Source organism: Acinetobacter calcoaceticus (genome assembly GCF_900520355.1).
GTDB classification, from domain to species: Bacteria; Pseudomonadota; Gammaproteobacteria; order Pseudomonadales; family Moraxellaceae; genus Acinetobacter; species Acinetobacter calcoaceticus_C.
Map to the genome: position 1 here is coordinate 264,945 of NZ_LS999521.1, position 16,268 is coordinate 281,212.

Annotated in this window: 19 protein-coding genes and 1 tRNA gene; 11 read left to right on the plus strand and 9 right to left on the minus strand. The window is 37.5% G+C overall.

Annotated features, from left to right (window positions below):
• The first annotated feature begins 1 nt into the window (after position 1).
• The 4 genes from AC2117_RS01200 (at position 2) to AC2117_RS01215 (ending at position 3,769) form a co-directional block, all read left to right on the plus strand.
• Positions 2-1,213: an ATP-grasp domain-containing protein gene (locus AC2117_RS01200; protein ID WP_133971388.1), complete on the plus strand. Its 1,212-nt coding sequence runs from the start codon at positions 2-4 to the stop codon at positions 1,211-1,213.
• On the plus strand, positions 1,210-2,406 hold the full coding sequence (locus tag AC2117_RS01205; RefSeq protein WP_133971390.1) for an ATP-grasp domain-containing protein: 1,197 nt from the start codon (positions 1,210-1,212) through the stop codon (positions 2,404-2,406). Before AC2117_RS01200 ends, AC2117_RS01205 begins: the two co-directional genes overlap by 4 nt.
• Positions 2,407-2,610: 204 nt before the next feature.
• Positions 2,611-3,354, plus strand: coding sequence for a hypothetical protein (locus AC2117_RS01210; RefSeq protein WP_133971392.1), 744 nt, complete (start codon positions 2,611-2,613; stop codon positions 3,352-3,354).
• A gap of 22 nt (positions 3,355-3,376) precedes the next feature.
• Positions 3,377-3,769 (plus strand): hypothetical protein, encoded by a 393-nt coding sequence (locus AC2117_RS01215; RefSeq protein WP_133971394.1) that lies wholly within the window; start codon positions 3,377-3,379, stop codon positions 3,767-3,769.
• Positions 3,770-3,814: 45 nt separating this feature from the next.
• Here AC2117_RS01215 and AC2117_RS01220 read toward each other — a convergent pair whose 3' ends face one another.
• Both AC2117_RS01220 and AC2117_RS01225 read right to left on the minus strand, forming a co-directional pair.
• Entirely contained in the window at positions 3,815-4,816 is a 1,002-nt protein-coding gene (locus AC2117_RS01220) for an aldo/keto reductase (protein ID WP_127493581.1), read from the minus strand.
• Between the two features lie 111 nt (positions 4,817-4,927).
• Positions 4,928-5,830 (minus strand): helix-turn-helix domain-containing protein, encoded by a 903-nt coding sequence (locus AC2117_RS01225; protein WP_133971396.1) that lies wholly within the window; start codon positions 5,828-5,830, stop codon positions 4,928-4,930.
• Positions 5,831-6,600: 770 nt separating this feature from the next.
• Here AC2117_RS01225 and AC2117_RS01230 point away from each other — a divergent pair.
• Positions 6,601-7,149 (plus strand): TetR/AcrR family transcriptional regulator, encoded by a 549-nt coding sequence (locus AC2117_RS01230; RefSeq protein WP_133971399.1) that lies wholly within the window; start codon positions 6,601-6,603, stop codon positions 7,147-7,149.
• 65 nt (positions 7,150-7,214) lie between these two features.
• On the opposite strand, the gene AC2117_RS01235 is transcribed toward AC2117_RS01230, so the two are convergent.
• The 4 genes from AC2117_RS01235 to AC2117_RS01250 form a co-directional block, all read right to left on the minus strand.
• On the minus strand, positions 7,215-7,868 hold the full coding sequence (locus AC2117_RS01235) for a hypothetical protein (protein ID WP_133971400.1): 654 nt from the start codon (positions 7,866-7,868) through the stop codon (positions 7,215-7,217).
• 11 nt (positions 7,869-7,879) lie between these two features.
• The gene (locus AC2117_RS01240) at positions 7,880-9,190 is read right to left on the minus strand and encodes an AAA family ATPase (RefSeq protein WP_133971402.1); all 1,311 of its coding nucleotides are present in this window, start codon (positions 9,188-9,190) and stop codon (positions 7,880-7,882) included.
• A 176-nt stretch (positions 9,191-9,366) separates the two neighbouring features.
• Positions 9,367-9,585 carry a DUF6500 family protein gene (locus AC2117_RS01245; RefSeq protein WP_133971404.1) on the minus strand — a complete coding sequence of 73 codons (219 nt, stop codon included), beginning with the start codon at positions 9,583-9,585 and terminating at the stop codon, positions 9,367-9,369.
• 27 nt (positions 9,586-9,612) lie between these two features.
• Positions 9,613-9,948 (minus strand): winged helix-turn-helix transcriptional regulator, encoded by a 336-nt coding sequence (locus AC2117_RS01250; RefSeq protein ID WP_133971406.1) that lies wholly within the window; start codon positions 9,946-9,948, stop codon positions 9,613-9,615.
• A gap of 116 nt (positions 9,949-10,064) precedes the next feature.
• Between AC2117_RS01250 and AC2117_RS01255 the strand changes: the two genes are divergently transcribed.
• Both AC2117_RS01255 and AC2117_RS01260 read left to right on the plus strand, forming a co-directional pair.
• Positions 10,065-10,622 carry an NAD(P)H-dependent oxidoreductase gene (locus AC2117_RS01255; protein ID WP_133971408.1) on the plus strand — a complete coding sequence of 186 codons (558 nt, stop codon included), beginning with the start codon at positions 10,065-10,067 and terminating at the stop codon, positions 10,620-10,622.
• A 150-nt stretch (positions 10,623-10,772) separates the two neighbouring features.
• On the plus strand, positions 10,773-11,114 hold the full coding sequence (locus AC2117_RS01260; RefSeq protein WP_001017478.1) for a DHCW motif cupin fold protein: 342 nt from the start codon (positions 10,773-10,775) through the stop codon (positions 11,112-11,114).
• A gap of 79 nt (positions 11,115-11,193) precedes the next feature.
• Here AC2117_RS01260 and AC2117_RS01265 read toward each other — a convergent pair.
• A tRNA-Ser gene (locus tag AC2117_RS01265) sits at positions 11,194-11,283 on the minus strand.
• Positions 11,284-11,401: 118 nt separating this feature from the next.
• On the opposite strand from AC2117_RS01265, the gene AC2117_RS01270 reads away from it, so the two are divergent.
• Positions 11,402-13,279, plus strand: a complete 1,878-nt coding sequence (locus AC2117_RS01270; RefSeq protein ID WP_133971410.1) for a potassium transporter Kup — start codon at positions 11,402-11,404, stop codon at positions 13,277-13,279.
• Positions 13,280-13,334: 55 nt separating this feature from the next.
• Here AC2117_RS01270 and AC2117_RS01275 read toward each other — a convergent pair whose 3' ends face one another.
• The gene (locus AC2117_RS01275) at positions 13,335-13,769 is read right to left on the minus strand and encodes a hypothetical protein (protein WP_133971412.1); all 435 of its coding nucleotides are present in this window, start codon (positions 13,767-13,769) and stop codon (positions 13,335-13,337) included.
• Between the two features lie 255 nt (positions 13,770-14,024).
• On the opposite strand from AC2117_RS01275, the gene AC2117_RS01280 reads away from it, so the two are divergent.
• The 3 genes from AC2117_RS01280 (at position 14,025) to AC2117_RS01290 (ending at position 16,088) form a co-directional block, all read left to right on the plus strand.
• Positions 14,025-15,104, plus strand: a complete 1,080-nt coding sequence (locus AC2117_RS01280) for a DNA/RNA non-specific endonuclease (protein WP_042895588.1) — start codon at positions 14,025-14,027, stop codon at positions 15,102-15,104.
• Positions 15,105-15,200: 96 nt separating this feature from the next.
• Positions 15,201-15,800, plus strand: a complete 600-nt coding sequence (locus tag AC2117_RS01285; protein WP_227549221.1) for a LysE family translocator — start codon at positions 15,201-15,203, stop codon at positions 15,798-15,800.
• A 45-nt stretch (positions 15,801-15,845) separates the two neighbouring features.
• The gene (locus AC2117_RS01290; RefSeq protein ID WP_133971414.1) at positions 15,846-16,088 is read left to right on the plus strand and encodes a hypothetical protein; all 243 of its coding nucleotides are present in this window, start codon (positions 15,846-15,848) and stop codon (positions 16,086-16,088) included.
• 10 nt (positions 16,089-16,098) lie between these two features.
• Here AC2117_RS01290 and AC2117_RS01295 read toward each other — a convergent pair whose 3' ends face one another.
• Positions 16,099-16,263, minus strand: a complete 165-nt coding sequence (locus tag AC2117_RS01295; RefSeq protein WP_133971416.1) for a hypothetical protein — start codon at positions 16,261-16,263, stop codon at positions 16,099-16,101.
• Between the last annotated feature and the right edge of the window lie 5 nt (positions 16,264-16,268).

Below are 16,268 nucleotides of genomic sequence, written 5' to 3' on the forward strand. Positions count from 1 at the left end.
AATGACTGTAGTAGTTATAGAACCTATTTCTTCGGGCATCACTTATTTAAATGCCGCTCAAGAATTAGGTATAGATTTATATGTTTTTTCTACTGACGAAGGAGAGTGCAGCATTGATGGAACAATGCGACAAAAAGCAAAAGAGATAATAAAAATAGATACCAGTGATTTTCATAGCCAACTCTCTAAAATTAATGAGTTAAAGACTGTAAGAGCGATATTACCGGGGGTTGAATATGCCGTACCTATGGCAGCACAACTAGGCAATTCATTTGCCAAAAACTCTCTTGAATATACGACAGCTCAAACGGTTCGAAATAAATTCAAATTTCGTGACAAGCTAACCAAGTCAGGTTTAAGCGATATTCAATATGCCTTGATTTCACAGGGTAAAGAGATCTGCTTACCTCAAGGGTTTAAGTTTCCTGCTGTAGTGAAGCCAGTTGATATGGCGGGCAGTATGTCTGTTAAAAAAGTTGCAGATTTTGAGGAGCTTTTACGAACAGTTGAAGCGATCTGGAAATCTAAACCGAATGATATTGGTTTCTATGCAAGTGGTGATTTAATTGTTGAAGAATATATCGTTGGGAAGGAATACAGTGTCGAAGGAATTGTTCATACAGATGGAAAAATAACCTTTGCTTCACTGACAGAAAAACTATTAGGGCCCGAACCTTACTTTGTCGAAATTGGGCATATCGTTGGAAATAAATATGACGGTCAATTTTCTGAACACGTTTTTGACTATGCCGCAAAAGTCATTCAAACCTTAGAATTAAACATCGGACCTTTTCACCTAGAACTGAGAGTAACGCCTCAGGGAAAAGCCGTAGCGATCGAGTTAGCTGCACGTTTACCGGGTGACAATATTGTTGAGTTAATTAAACTGGCGACTAATTTTGACCTCGCACAAGCTGTACTGAGCGAATACCTCGACCTGCCATATTCACCTTCAATAGAGAAAAATATGGTCTCTGCAATTGCCTTTATTCCGCAAGGCAACCACCGTCTTTTTAAAGGTTTTAGTGGCTTAGACCAATTATTAGAAGCACCTGAATGTGTACACCATCACTTCTACTATGAAGCAGATGATGAACTCGCGTGTAACCATGATTGGACCTCACGATTAGGCTACATCATCCTCCGTTCTGAAAGTGAAGATAAGATCCGTAGTTTAGTCACACATATACATGAGCAGGTGAAAGTCATATGAAACATGTATTAATCATCAATAGATATGACGATGAGTTGTCTGACTTTAATAAATATATAGATCACGATGCTGTCCATGTCTCTTATATTTCATTAATAGAAACGATGCGCTATATCACCTCTTCAAACTGTTATTGCATAGCGGGTTTAGAACGATTAAATGAAGAGGATGTATTAAAAGAAGCCGTAAAGATCTATGAAAAAAAGCCAATAGATTACGTGATTGCTATCTCGGAATATGACCTCGATGCAGCCGCTCGCATTCGAACTGAATTGAATATTGTGGGTGCAACGGTTGAAGATAATTTGTTGTGCCGTAACAAGAAAAAAATGAAGGATGCTTTAGCTCATTCTACTGTCCGTTATCCAAAATATGCAGAAGTGTCTTCACACCAAGACATTGAAAAGTTTCTGCTAGAAAGTGGCTCAGCGATTATTTTAAAACCTCAAGTAGGTGCAGCTTCTGAAGGTGTAATCAAAATTAGTGAATTGGCTGATATACCACGATTGTCTTCCTATGCAGGCTACGAAGTCGAGGAGTTTATTGAGGGAGATATCTATCACGTTGATGCGATTATTTCTGACAATAAAATGCCTTACTTTAAAGTCTCAAAATATATTAATACCTGTTTAGATTACAGAAACGGCGCGCCATTAGGCTCAGTCACGATTGATAATTCTGAATTTATTCAAAAAGTAGAGCGATTTACTTTAGACGTATGTAAATTCTTAAAATTAAAAGATCAGGCAATTCATCTCGAATTTATCGAATCTAAAGGTGAGCTGATCTTTTTAGAAGTCGGTGGGCGAGTCGGTGGCGGGGAAATTCCGTTCATTACATTACGTAATGAGTCAGTCGACTTATATGAAATGTGGATTAAGGCGGCAATGAATATTCCGCTAGAGCCAGTGAATACGAAAATCACGGGTTTTCTGATGATGCCGAATCCGTATAGTTCTGGCTTTTTATTTAATGGCATTAAAGAATTAGAGAATGAAACGATTACCTATCAGTTAATTCAAGAAAGCGGCGACCATAACAATTTTAGTTATGAAAATATCCCGGCAAAAATTCATTTTATGGGAGAGAGTCAAATACAGGTGGAAGCTGCAATTAAAAGTAGTATGAAAATTTTACAAAGTGCAATTTGTCAAAATCATCAATCTAATTTTCATATGAGCGAACCTGCTTAAAAGAAAAAATAAAGGCTGTGTTTATCATTAGTTCCTGAATATAAGAGGCCCGAGCTTAAAATGTTCGGGTCTTTTATATCGCTTGTTCAATGAATGATGAAACATCGATTTTTAAGTCTTGTAATGGACTTTTGTTGCAGAGAATTGTGATTTATTGAACTAGCTCATATTATATAATTAGTTAATTATTAAAGAATTTTAAAAATGATTAAATCTATTATTTCAGGTTGCGTGGTTCTGACACTTTCGGCTTTGTCGGTTACTCATGCAGAGTTTTCTTTTGCACAAGAGCTACAACAAAGCTGTAATAAAGTGAAGCAATACGCGAGTTTAGGTAAGAAAAACTACGACCAAAAACAATATAAAAAAGCCCTAGAAAATTTCCAAAACCAAGCCTCTTGGACAGCATTTTGTAAGGCCAATGCAGATGAAACCACGGTTAAATTTACTGACCGAGATGTGGAAGTTGCCAATAACAACGTGGGTTTAGCCTATGCTAAATTGGGTCAGCCACTTTGGGCAAGATCGTGGTTTATGCTCGATGACAAATCAAAATCGAGCCAATTTAACCTTAAGCAATTACCTGCACCTAAAGCATCAAATGACTTGTCTGGTGAATATGTGCGTTACTCAGGTTTTGGTGAATGGGATCACATCACGGTAAGCCGTGAGAAGGGGCAATATGCAATCAGCTATGCTGGTTTATATATGGGACTTAGAAGCTTAATTTACGGCCCGAACATGGGTGAGTTTGGCACCACAATGCCGAGCAATAAAAAGCAAATCGTCTATAAAGATCAAGACTGCCGCATTCAGCTCGATTTTAAAACCAATGCGAAATTAGGAAATTATATTCAGGTCAAACAAAACGAGGGTAACTCGGGTTGTGGCTTTGGACACAACGTGTATGCAGACGGAACTTATTTAAAAGTTGAGTCTGGAAAATAAAACTAAAAATATAGGGAATTAAATAATGAATATATTTGCACGGTTGCTATTACTTTCTACGATTGCGATTTCTTCTCAAATTTATGCAGAGCCAACGAGCGTACGTAAAGAGGTGAAATTCCAAAAAGCCGATCAGGTTTGGAATGGGCACTATTATTTAAATGGTGTGATGGAAGTTGGTTCAGAACTTTTACTTCAGCCAGACGGCAAGTTTAAATGGATGTTAGCTTATGGCGCTTTAGACCAATATGCCGAAGGCACATGGTGGAAAAATGGCAACTGTATTGGTTTAAAACCAGACTCTAAATTCAAAAAGAATTTAAGTATATTTCCAGAAAGCTTGACGATTTCTGAAAAATCGTTAGACGTAACTTGGAACGATGGACGCCAGCAGGGCAGTTATAGCAAAGACTAAAGTAAAAAGTCCGACATTAAGTCGGACTTTTTTATAGCTCATATTTTAATGGTTTACCGCAGCAAGTTGCTCAGCGTTATAGCGTGCGCCCATGTTTGGATATCTCGCAATAATTGCGTCGATTTCTGCCAAATCTGCCGCTGTTAAATCAAGGTCTACAGCGCCAGCATTTTCCACAAGTCGCTCGATTTTACGCGTACCCGGAATTGGAATAATGTCTTCACCTTGCGCCAAAATCCAAGCCAAAGCCAGTTGAGCCGCTGTCGCGTTTTTGCTTTGGGCAAATTCGCTAAATGCTTGCGCCAAGCTTTGGTTATTTTTCCAGTTATCACCTTGGTAGCGTGGCAATTGACGACGGAAATCGTTTTCTTCTAGGTTGCCGACATCGAGCGTGTTAGTAATTAAACCACGCGATAGCGGTGAATACGGCACAAGGCTAATGCCTAACTCACGAATAGTTTGTAAATGGGTTTGCTCAAACTCGCGGGTGAGTAGCGAATATTCATGTTGAACCGCTGCAATCGGGTGAATCGCATGCGCTTTGCGAATGGTTTCAGCTGAAGCTTCACTGAGTCCTAAGTAGCGAACTTTACCCTGTTGGACCAAGTCAGCCATGGCGCCAATCGTGTCTTCAACTGGAATGTTTGGGTCTATACGGTGTGCATAATACAAATCAATCACGTCTGTATTTAAGCGTTTTAAACTGTTTTCGACCGCAACTTTAATCCACTCTGGAGAGCCGTCTATATAAGACTCTAAAGAGTTTTGTGGGTTAAGGTTGTCTTCTTTATAACGAAAGCCAAATTTTGTTGCCAAAAACACTTTGTCGCGATGTTTTTCTAAAACTTTTGACAGCAAAACTTCGTTTGCGCCGTTGCCGTACATATCGGCAGTGTCCCAAAAGTTAATGCCGAGGTCTAGGGCTTTTTCTAGGGTTGCAATGCTTTGTGTGTCGTCTGAGGCACCATAGGCAAAACTCATTCCCATGCAACCTAAACCAAGTGCTGATACTTTTTCGCCCGTTTGTCCTAAAGTTCTATATTTCATTTTTCACACTCTTTTTGCAAAATCACTTGAGTAGAAAAACTATAAAATGCTTTGGCTCAAACTGACGTATAACATTCAAACCAATAATTATAAAATTCAAACAATCTGTTTTTATGCCACACAGTCTTCGCGGAACTTTTTAGGCGAAAATCCGGTATTTTTCTTAAAGAAGTTGGTGAAATATGCTGAATATTCAAAGCCTAAGCTATAGGCAATTTCGGAAATATTCCAACTGGTATGTTGTAGTAGGGCTTTAGCTTCTTGCGTAATGCGCGAGCTAATATGCTCAGACGTGGTTTTGCCTGTGGCTTCTTTTACGGCTCGGTTTAAATGGTTTACATGCACCGATAAACCATAGGCATAGTCATTTGCCGTTTTGAGTTTAAGCTGAAAATGGGGTGAGTCGATGGGGAACTGGCGTTCTAATAACTCAAAGAATAAATGGCAAATCCGAACCGCGGCATTACTATGTTTTTCAAACTGTTGGGTTGGTTGCATTTTCATGGCTTCATGCACAATCAGGTGCAAATAGTTTCTTAAAACGTTGTATTTATGAATGTAGTCTGAATTTATTTCTGCCATCATCTTTTTGAAAATAAATGAAATTTCATCAACCTGTTGATCGTTTAAAAAATATAGCGGGTCGCCGTCGACTTTAAATAGCGGTGAGTCTTTTAAAAAGCTTTGTCTTGATTCTTGGTTTACAAACTCTTCGGTAAATAGACAAAACCAGCCTGCCTGTTCAGGCGAATTAATTTCCCATGCATAGGGAACCATCGGGTTTGAAAACAACAAAGCAGGGCGGTCTACCCGAATCCAGCGGTTGGCGTAGTGAAGGTCACCTGTGCCTAAAACCAGTGAAATTTTATAATAATCGCGGCGACTGTGAGGCGTGAGAAACGAGCAGGCATCGCGTTGGAACACGTTAAAATGTCCAAACGAAGTTGATGGAACCGAGTAATCGCTATCTCTGGTTAAAGAAAAGCGGCGATAAAAATCATGTATGGTTTCCATGTCTTTGCCTGCATGCGTTATCAATTTATTCAAACTTATAAAATTCAAACTTTATTTACTGTAGCTTTTATTTATGGCGTGATCAATCGGTTCATTTAAGCAGTTTTGAAAGTGAATGATAAATTAACAATGAAATAACCAGACAAACTAAACTTTAAGAAAATATATTGTTAAATCACTATGCCAATGAAAAACAAAAATAATCTTTATAAATGAATAGCGAATATCACATTGACACTCCAAAACTCGCGGATTATCCTTTGCCTGCTGGCCTACATTGCCAGTCGGTCTTAGCAGGCCGCGGTACAGATTACATCAGATTTATTCCTTCTGAGGGAGAAGTTTGCGTGTATTCAACTCGTCTCCCTCACGTTGCGGTAGGGCGAGAGGGGGACACCTTCGGGTGTGCTGGTTCTGTACCCAGTCTGCTAACCCCCTTTCGTTCTGCCACCATCTTTTAGCAGAGATCGGCAGAATCCTTATTTGTACAGGAATCCGTCATATGCGTACTAATTCATCTCTCTCATTGGCAACCTTTGCCAAAATCTTTAGGTCTATACCCAACTGGTTTTTAAAAAGGTTTAACAGACTCTAGGTTTTAAGCCATAGGTCATTACGACTAAAAAATCATAGCAACAATAAAACCCGAGATAGGCGAGCACACCATTTTTGTGCGGCTTTTGCATGCCTGTTTTTAGCGCTCAATTTAAGAGTGACGGCATTTCTATCTCTTTTACATACAACAAAAAATTATTTTAAACGGTATAAAAATGCCAAATTTAGAAGCATCATTTAGAGCATTAAGCGTGCTCCACGCAGCAAAAGATTTATTTAATCAAAATGGGTTTTACATCGGGATAGATCGGATTATTGAGGAAGCCAAAATCCCTAAAGCCACTTTTTATAACTATTTTCACTCAAAAGAAAGGCTCATTCAGATGAGCTTAACTTTTCAAATAGATGCATTAAAACATGAGGTGTTTTCTATTATTCATTCGTACCGCGAACTCATGGCATTCGATAAACTCAAGAAAATTTATCTCTTACATGCGAACTTAGATGGCTTTTATCGTTTGCCATTTAAAGCTATTTTTGAAATTGAAAAGCTTTATCCAGCGGCCTATAAACTTGTCATTGACTACCGAAACTGGTTCATTAAAGAAATTCATAAACTGCTTTTAACTGTAAAAGCGACTGCTACAGTTGAAGATGCGCACATGTTTCTGTTTGTGATTGATGGCGCGATGGTCCAGCTTTTGGGGACCAATAACACTGATGAAAGAGATTTATTACTTGAATACTTTTTAAGTCGGGTTTGATGGGGGGAAGGCCTATATTTAGGCCTTTTATTTGTCTAAAGTAGGATAGAAGCTATGCTTCACTATTATGTGTTTAATGATTCTAATGCTGAGATAAATCTATAAAAACTATAAGAATATTCTCTCGGAGCTGAATGGTTTCTCTTTTTACGTAAGGGGGTTGCTATAACCTCATATTGATTAGGATCCTTGGGCTCACTTAAACAAAGATCATGTCGTCTTAATGCTCTATTTAAATGTACAAATCCTGAATGAATTCTTCTTCTAGATAATTCATCTTGTTTAACATATAACGCTAGAAGCCAACATTCTAATGAGTGGATACAAATTGCAAAAATTATTTTTTCTTTATATTTTTCATACGTATCTGGACAATAACTATTTATCCATTCAATAATTTTATTTTTAATAGTCTCATAAAACAGTTCCATATCTTCATCAGCTACCGTAATAGAGCTAGCATCATAATTAACATGTTCACATTCGTCGGTATCTATTTGAATAACTAAATATTCACTGTAATCTAGAGCATCTACTAATAAATTTGATTTTAAATAATCGACTACATTTTCCCATCCTGCTCTACCATTCGTTCTATGTGAATATGCATCAACAGAAGGTACTAAAACATTAACTACTGCATCGTCTATAATTGATTCAATAACAATACGTAATACTCGGAAATCAGTGTTACCTTCCGCAATAATATTAAAGTTCATATCTTAGCTCTTTAAAAATTAGAAGGTAAGCCACCTAAATAACCGCGTAAAAATGCCTCTGAAAGATGAACTTTTTCACCATCTTTTTTAGGTTTTGGAATATTTTTTTCAGTTAATTCTCTTAATCTAGTTTCTCCAGTATATTTTCTATCAACAACAAAGATAGTCTCTTCTGGATCAAGTAAATTGATACCATCTAATACAGCTGGATTATGTGTACTTAAAAAAACCTGTTTTTTATGTTTTTTAGCTTTATCCGAGAGTTTTCTTATTAAAACTTGGCATAATCTAGGATTTAAAGATTTATCAATATTTTCAACAGCAAAAATTTCGGGCGTCTGATTTGAACAGAATAAACAAGCATAAAATAATGTAAATAGAAATCCCTCATTAGCATTTTGAGGCTTTATTACATCACCCATAAATCTATCTTTAAGGACAATTTCTATTTCACCATTTATATTTTCATTAACTTCAATTTTCTCTAACCAGTTAAAAATTGAAGCAAGTTCAAGAACGTCTTTAAAATTTTCAGGTTCGGTCTTCGCCATTACTCCTAATAGCGTAAATAAACCCTCACCATTAACACCTAAAGGCTGAATATAAGATTGCCCTTTGCCACCCATCAAAACGTAAGTATCAGGATTGAAAATAACAAAATTATTTTTAGATACCTTTTTGTTTTCTAGATTATTTAGAAGACCCATTGATCGCTGAACAAAGAAAAGATCTTTTCTTAAATCTTGAAGCTTTTGGAGTTTTTCAGGAGATTGTATTTTTGTCTTTTCATAGATTTCTGAATCATAAAGATCATTTAGTTCTTCAACTTCACTAAATTCTTTACTTATTTCACTAAATATTTTAAATAAATCATTCTTTAATAAAGAATCTTTGTTAGTTAGACTTTCTTCACTTAATACATAACTAGCCGGTTCTTTGTCTGGACGTGGGGTCAGAATTTCAGCTTTTAATTGTCGATAAGGATCTTCTTTATCATGAAAAGCGACTACTCCAATATAGAATTTATTTAATTGGGCAAATATACTAAATTTTTCCTCTGGTTCAACATTTGAATCTTCTTTATCTTCATCATCTATTGAAAATTTCGTTATAGTTGTTAATGGATCAATAGGGCGAATACCACGAGATGATAGAAATTCATTACTTAGCATATTAGAAGTCGCGGCTGAAAAAATAGCCAAGCTTTCTAGAATATTAGATTTGCCAGCACCATTTTCACCGATAAAGAGATTGACTCTTTTGGGGTGAAAGGACATTTTTTTTATAGATTTGTAGTTTGAAATTTTAATATTTTCAATCATTTAGTTTGTGACGTTAATACCTTTATTATTTACTATGCTAACTTAAAATATATAAAGAAGATATTCAAGCTTTATAGAAAAATGATCACATCTGTACATTTTCTAAAATTAATGAAATGTAAATCAGTAAAAATATTTAGCTTTTGAAGGTAAGTACCAAAAATATAACAATATTTTTACTGTTCACTCAAAACCAACTCTTTAATCTTAACCGCTTTCTCGAAGTGATCTAGCTTATGCAACATAATCCACCAATGGGCTGCTTCCATCAGTAACTCAGGGTTATCGTTCTTATTTTTAAAAAAAGCATAAAAAGACAGACCCACATTGTCTCCCTTCTTTTCAATTTTATCGTCGCATCCCTTAATAAAAATTTCTCTTAATTCATTTCTCATATTTAGTATCACTTCAAGTCTATAAAACTAAGACGGCTTATTACGCTCGCCCCATTCACACATCATATCTAATAAAGGAATCAAAGACTGTCCTCTTTCTGAAAGACGATACTCAACTTTTGGCGGAATTTGAGGATATTCCTTACGATGAATCAGTCCATCTCTTTCTAACTCTTTGAGTGTATTGCTAAGTGTTCTAAACGAAATATTGCCAATGCAACGTTGCAGTTCGTTAAAACGCATGACGGTTTTTCCATAAAGCCAATACATAATAATCATCTTATATTTGCCATTAATCAAAGAAAGGGTGTAGCCAAAACCCGTATCTTCTAATGGCGTATACGTTGGAATGCAGTCATCCATTTTTAAAATCCATACTATCTTTTGGTATAGTATATAACATAAATTACCGTACTTATATTTAGGAAAGCATACTTCTATAATCGATTTATCTACTTTTCGATAAGCGTGTTTTCATAATGAAAAAGACATTAGTTATTGTTACCCATCCTCACATAGACCAGTCTGTTGTAAATAAAAGATGGATTGAGGAACTAGAAAAGCATCCCGATCAATTTACGGTCCACCAAATTTATCAAGCTTATCCAGACGGGGTGATTGATGTTGCCAAAGAGCAAGCACTTGTCGAAGAACATGAAAATTTAGTCTTTCAATTTCCTGTGTATTGGTTTAATTGCCCGCCGCTATTAAAGCAATGGCTTGATGAAGTTTTGGCGTATGGATGGGCTTATGGTTCAGAAGGCAACAAGCTCAAAAATAAAAAGTTTATGCTGGCTTTATCTGCTGGTGGGCAAGAACAAGTTTATTCAGAAAGCGGAGAGTATCAAATTTCTTTAGAGAAGATTTTTACTCCATTTGAACTCACAGCTTTATATGTCGGGGCAGTCTATCAACCGCTTCATGCATTTTATGGTTTAGACACGAATCCTTCAGAAGACGACGTTATCCCGACTCACCAAGACATAGACAATAATGCAATTCAGTATGTTCAGAAGTTGTTAGCGTTGTCTGAGTAAGTTTAAAGATGGGAAAGGCCTAAACGTGAAGTTTGGGTCTTTGAAATACGAAGAATAGTTTTGATATCTTTCTGATTTTCGATAAATCATTTGCAAAAACCAATTTTGTCTATAAGTTGAAAATACAATAATACGTCTTTGGAAAAAATTATGAATATCGCGCCTTTTCCATTTCAAATTACAAACTGGGAAGAAATTGAAGTCACTGAATATAGCGGTGAAACTGGAAAAGCTTATTGGAAAACTCAATTTTTTGGTGAAGAAGGAAACAAAATAAGAGTAAGACTTGTAGAGTACTCGGCAAATTACTTAGCTGATCATTGGTGTGAAAAAGGACATATTTTATTTTGCCTAGAAGGTGAGTTAGAAAGTAGATTGAAGGATGGGCGAACATTTACTTTAACTTCAGGAATGAGTTATCAGGTAGGGGATAATTCGGAGCCACATCAGTCTTTTAGCCTGAATGGTGCGAAGTTACTTATAGTTGATTAGAGTGATTTTATTTAGATTCATTAAAAAGAGTGCAATAAAAAAGACCCAAATCTAAACGATTTAGGTCTTTTTTTAATTCTGGCGGTGAGAGAGGGATTCGAACCCTCGATACGCGCAAACGTATACACACTTTCCAGGCGTGCTCCTTAAGCCACTCGGACACCTCACCAAGGCGTGCGATAGTAACTAAAAAAACAAGTTCTGCCAAGATTTAAGATGAGCTTTACAGAAAAAAAATAATAGAGGTGATAAGATTGCGATAAAAATCATGTTGGTTTAATTACACAATGCAAAATACGGCCAAAAAAGCAACCTTGCCTGCCACGGCTTTGGCAGCTCTTGGGGTGGTCTTTGGAGATATTGGAACAAGTCCACTCTACGCCTTAAAAGAGTCCTTCCATGCCGCGCATGGGTTGGGAATTAAGCCTGAAAACGTATTAGGAATTTTATCTATTATTTTTTGGTGCTTAATGCTGATCATCAGTATTAAGTATGTCGCCATCGTCATGCGTGCAGACAACAATGGCGAAGGCGGAATCATGGCCTTACTCGCATTGAACTTACGTAAAGCCAAAATTGCCGATAACAAAAAAATCTACATGATTGCCATTGGTTTTATTGGCGCATCGCTGTTTTTTGGTGACGGTATTATTACCCCAGCCATTTCGGTACTCTCGGCAGTCGAAGGCTTGTCTATTGCCACCAATGTGTTTGACCCATTCATCATGCCAATTGCGATTACCATTATCATCGCGTTGTTTTTGGTACAAAAACACGGTACTGCCTTTGTCGGTAAGTTTTTTGGCCCGATTACAATGGTGTGGTTCTTAGCTTTAGGAATGTTAGGTCTTCATAGTGTCATTCAAACCCCTGTGGTGTTAGGCATGTTTAGTCCGCATTGGGCAATTCAGTTTATCTATCACCAACCGCTAATGACCTTTTTTGTTATGGGTGCTGTGGTTTTAACAGTTACCGGTGGTGAAGCACTTTATGCCGATATGGGACATTTCGGACCAATTCCGATTCGTCTAGCATGGTTCTTTGTAGTGTTGCCGTGTTTGGTTTTAAACTACGCAGGCCAAGGTGCATTACTATTAAGAGATCCATCGGCAATTGAAAACCCGTTCTATTTATTGGTGCCGCAGTGGGCACTTTACCCAATGATTATTATGGCGACCATGGCAACCGTGATTGCCTCTCAAGCCGTAATTTCTGGGGTATTTTCACTTGCTCGCCAAGCGATTCAATTGGGCTATTTACCACGTTTAAGCATTAAACATACCTCTGAGTCTGAAGAAGGTCAGATTTATATTCCTTTCTTAAACTGGTTACTTTTAATCGCAATTATCATCTTAATTTTGATTTTCAAAAGCAGTTCAAACTTGGCAAGTGCATATGGCTTAGCAGTAACTTTAACCATGCTGTGTGACACAATTTTGGTTGCTGTGTTTATCTATTCGGCTTGGAAGTGGAGTCTGCCAAAAGTGCTACTCCTGATTATTCCATTCTTTGTTCTAGAGTCGGTATTGGTGGGCGCAACTTCACTTAAAATCTTGTCGGGTGGTTGGGTTCCATTACTCATTGGTGCGATTGCAGTGACCATTTTAATGACATGGAAACGTGGCCGTGAGCTCACTTTTGCCAAGCTCGAACACGATACGTTATCACTCGATTTGTTTGTGAAAAGTATTGGTAATAGCGTGCACTGGGTTCCGGGCGATGCAGTCTTTATGACGGGTACGCCAAACGTGGTTCCACATGCCATGCTGCATAACATCAAGCACAATAAAGTGCTGCATCAGCGCAATATCTTGGTGACTGTAGTCATTGAAGATGTACCGTTTGTCGAACCAGAAGACCGTATTTCAACAGAAACTTTAGCTGAACATTTCTTCCGTATTAAAATTTTCTACGGCTTTAAAGATGAAATGAATGTACCAAAAGCACTTATGCAAGCTTACGAGCAGTTAGGTCTTGAATATGACTTAATGCATATCAGCTTCTTTATTTCGCGTGATCGTATTGTTCATTCGGTGGGCGATGGTATGTCTCCATGGAGAGAAAAACTATTTATCTCTATGCAGCGTAATACCAGTCCGGTGAGTGATTTCTACCAAATTCCAACCAACCGTGTGGTTGAGTTAGGCAGTCAAATCGAAATATAAAAATTCATGAAATAAAAAAACCAAGACACATGTCTTGGTTTTTTTATGGCTTTGTTTATTGAGCTTGAACAGGCGCATCTGCTGGCAAAGGACCATCTTTTGCCATTGGGTCTGCCGACTGAGTTGGATCCGCCGGAGGTGGGGTCATATTTTGGTCTTGTGGCGCTGGAGACGCTTGATTTGGTGCAGGAGCATCCATTGGTGCAGCCGGAGGTGCCATTTCACCGCCTGCTGGAGGCGCTGGAGGAACATCTGCTGGAATAGGAGCACCTGTAGGTGCTGCATTTGTTGGTGCAGCAGAAACTTGCTGTACTTGTCCGCTATTAACTAAGTCACTAATAGAGCCGGGTTGGCCATTTACAGTTGTTGTAACTTTTACTTTAGATAAACTTTCTAAAGTTTCTCCTGGCTGGACTGCTGGTTCAGCCAAAGCGGCCATACTACATAATCCCGTGATTACGCCAATACCAATAATCTTTGAATGGATCATTAAGTGGACTCCGTTTATATTTTTATCCAAATTTGTGGAGCTAACCATGTCATAAGCAATCAGTGCTTTTCAACGAAAGATACGCAATTGACGTAATTCAATAGCCAAAGCCTCTAAGAAGCCCAACAAATTGTTACGTATAGTGGAGTAGAGTTACAAAAAATATGACTATGTTTTAACCATTTGAAAGATAAGAGATATACTTAAAAAAGCAGGATTGTTAAGCTGCGGGTGGACAGTGGTATTGATATAAACATGGCAACTAAAAAACGTAGTAAGGGTACAAACCAATTTTCTATAAGTGGACATTTCGGCAAGATTATTCTTGCTTGTATTGCGGCCGGAAGCTTTGCAATTGCTTTTGGTAGTGAAAAAATTTCGCAGTGGTTTTCGCCTTTAAGTACCAATTCAACTTGTCTTAATCAGTTTTATCGTGAAGTACCACCCGCTTTAAATAAAGAAAGCTTAAAAAAAGACAGTTATCCGCTGTGCTTTAATGGCTTTAATGTCTTGTATTCAGGCATTTCTAAAACGCCGTTATGGTCGGCTGAACATCTAAGTCCGGAACGTTTAAGTGTCAAAATTAAGCGTGAAGATAGTTTTCATGAAGAAACCCGTATTGATCTAAAGCACCGTTCACTGTTAAGTGACTATCGTGGCTCAGGTTATGACCGTGGTCATATGGCACCGAATGGCGATATGCCAAATAAAAACTCACAGTCTGATAGCTTCTCGTTGAGTAACATGGTGCCGCAAGCCCCTAAAAATAATCAGGAAGTCTGGCGTAAACTTGAAGAAGCCACACGTGCCCTTGCCACTAAGCAGAAACAAGATGTATATGTGGTTACAGGCCCTGTTTTTGAGGGTAAACGTCTTAAAACTATTGGAAAGGGTGTAATTGTTCCAACCGCCGTTTATAAAGCGGTATATATACCAAAAACAGGTGCTATTGGGGCTTACTACGCACCCAACAATAATTCTCTGCAAGTGAGAGTGGTGAGTGTTTGCTACCTTGAAGAACGATTAGGCGTTAACCTGTTCCCGCAGTTAACTGAGCAGCAAAAGCGTAATGTCTATCGTCTACCTTTAACGGTTACATCGGTTAAGCCAAATCAGAAGTTAGACTATTTACATTGGGATGGTGAGAGCCAATGTGAGCAGGACTTAAACGCTGATCAAATTAAAGCGTTACAAGATCAGTTTAAAAAGCAAAAAAGTGGCTCGTCAGAACCAATGGAAGCAAAAGTTCCAAGCATTGATGAAGAAACACGCCAAGCGATTGTGAAACAATTGGTTGAAGCCTTGGTGAACTATTTCTTACAAATATTGAAATAAACAGTTTTTTTTATTGTTATTGCACAGCCTTAAAATTATACAATAAGATAAATAGACAGATCTGTCTGATTTTTTATTTTAATAAGGACAATAACAATGTTTGCCTCGATGTTTCTTTTTTCATTTGCAATGTCTATTACCCCGGGTCCCGTGAATACCGTAATTTTATCGACCAGTTTAAATCATGGTTTAAAAAGGTCGCTTCCCTATATTTCAGGCGCGACCATTGGTTTTACCTTACTTTTGATTTTTATGGCATTTGGTCTTCAGAGTTTATTAACTCAATTTCCTGTTGTGTTAAAAATTCTTGCGATTTGTGGCACCTTATTTGTTTGTTATATCGGTATAAAAATTATTTTTTCTGCTGCCAACATTTCCATTTCAAATGCTCCTGTAGAGCATATTATTATCCCCAATTTTAAAGATGGCTTCTTATTACAGTGGCTTAACCCCAAGGCTTGGCTGGCGTGCGTGTCTGGCATTACCATGTTTACAAGCATTGAAAACCCACAGTCGTTGCCCATCTTTATCATTATTTATTTCTTCACTTGTTATGCATGTTTGTTCTTTTGGGGACTATGTGGCGATAAATTTTCGGTGGTACTGAATCATGGCAACCGTTTGAAATATTTTAATATCTTGATGGGAGCATTCTTAATTTTATCGGCACTTTTAATTTTGATTGATTTTTTTTAAATTGGTCGTATTACACTGTCAACATATAACAACGAGACAACACCTATGTTTAAGCCATTTGAAAAGGGTACAGAGTCTTCTTCAATTGAAGATTTAACATTAGAAAATGATGTCGATTACGTCAGCATTTATGGCAATTTGCAAATTACTAAAGACAAAGTCGGTTTAGAACAAGCGAAGGTATTACAGAGCTTTTTAAACGATGTAGTTGCGGCTTTGGAAAAAGAAGAATTGCCTGAGAAAATTGAACGTCCAGCTGAACAAGAAATTAATAATCCATTTTTATAATTTATACACTCTATGTCTTATATTTAGCATGGCCGTGCTGCCATACAGTCTTTAATACCACGTTAGGTCTTATTGAGTTTGTATAGACATTTCTTACTTTTGAAAGCCCAAAAGTAAACAAAAGGCTTTGTTGATCAGAGGGTACATCCATGTACCCCTGCTCAACAGGTGACATCCATG

What these genes read in the sequence shown, in the direction of transcription:
- AC2117_RS01240 (WP_133971402.1), bottom strand. Translation starts at nt 9,190, where the DNA reads ATGATTGAAAATATTAAAATTTCAAACTACAAATCTATAAAAAAAATG.
- AC2117_RS01220 (WP_127493581.1), bottom strand. Translation starts at nt 4,816, where the DNA reads ATGAAATATAGAACTTTAGGACAAACGGGCGAAAAAGTATCAGCACTT.
- AC2117_RS01205 (WP_133971390.1), top strand. Translation starts at nt 1,210, where the DNA reads ATGAAACATGTATTAATCATCAATAGATATGACGATGAGTTGTCTGAC.
- AC2117_RS01290 (WP_133971414.1), top strand. Translation starts at nt 15,846, where the DNA reads ATGTTTAAGCCATTTGAAAAGGGTACAGAGTCTTCTTCAATTGAAGAT.
- AC2117_RS01285 (WP_227549221.1), top strand. Translation starts at nt 15,201, where the DNA reads ATGTTTGCCTCGATGTTTCTTTTTTCATTTGCAATGTCTATTACCCCG.
- AC2117_RS01295 (WP_133971416.1), bottom strand. Translation starts at nt 16,263, where the DNA reads ATGTCACCTGTTGAGCAGGGGTACATGGATGTACCCTCTGATCAACAA.
- AC2117_RS01210 (WP_133971392.1), top strand. Translation starts at nt 2,611, where the DNA reads ATGATTAAATCTATTATTTCAGGTTGCGTGGTTCTGACACTTTCGGCT.
- AC2117_RS01235 (WP_133971400.1), bottom strand. Translation starts at nt 7,868, where the DNA reads ATGAACTTTAATATTATTGCGGAAGGTAACACTGATTTCCGAGTATTA.
- AC2117_RS01260 (WP_001017478.1), top strand. Translation starts at nt 10,773, where the DNA reads ATGAATATCGCGCCTTTTCCATTTCAAATTACAAACTGGGAAGAAATT.
- AC2117_RS01255 (WP_133971408.1), top strand. Translation starts at nt 10,065, where the DNA reads ATGAAAAAGACATTAGTTATTGTTACCCATCCTCACATAGACCAGTCT.
- AC2117_RS01275 (WP_133971412.1), bottom strand. Translation starts at nt 13,769, where the DNA reads ATGATCCATTCAAAGATTATTGGTATTGGCGTAATCACGGGATTATGT.
- AC2117_RS01250 (WP_133971406.1), bottom strand. Translation starts at nt 9,948, where the DNA reads ATGGATGACTGCATTCCAACGTATACGCCATTAGAAGATACGGGTTTT.
- AC2117_RS01270 (WP_133971410.1), top strand. Translation starts at nt 11,402, where the DNA reads ATGCAAAATACGGCCAAAAAAGCAACCTTGCCTGCCACGGCTTTGGCA.
- AC2117_RS01225 (WP_133971396.1), bottom strand. Translation starts at nt 5,830, where the DNA reads ATGGAAACCATACATGATTTTTATCGCCGCTTTTCTTTAACCAGAGAT.
- AC2117_RS01200 (WP_133971388.1), top strand. Translation starts at nt 2, where the DNA reads ATGACTGTAGTAGTTATAGAACCTATTTCTTCGGGCATCACTTATTTA.
- AC2117_RS01245 (WP_133971404.1), bottom strand. Translation starts at nt 9,585, where the DNA reads ATGAGAAATGAATTAAGAGAAATTTTTATTAAGGGATGCGACGATAAA.
- AC2117_RS01280 (WP_042895588.1), top strand. Translation starts at nt 14,025, where the DNA reads ATGGCAACTAAAAAACGTAGTAAGGGTACAAACCAATTTTCTATAAGT.
- AC2117_RS01230 (WP_133971399.1), top strand. Translation starts at nt 6,601, where the DNA reads ATGCCAAATTTAGAAGCATCATTTAGAGCATTAAGCGTGCTCCACGCA.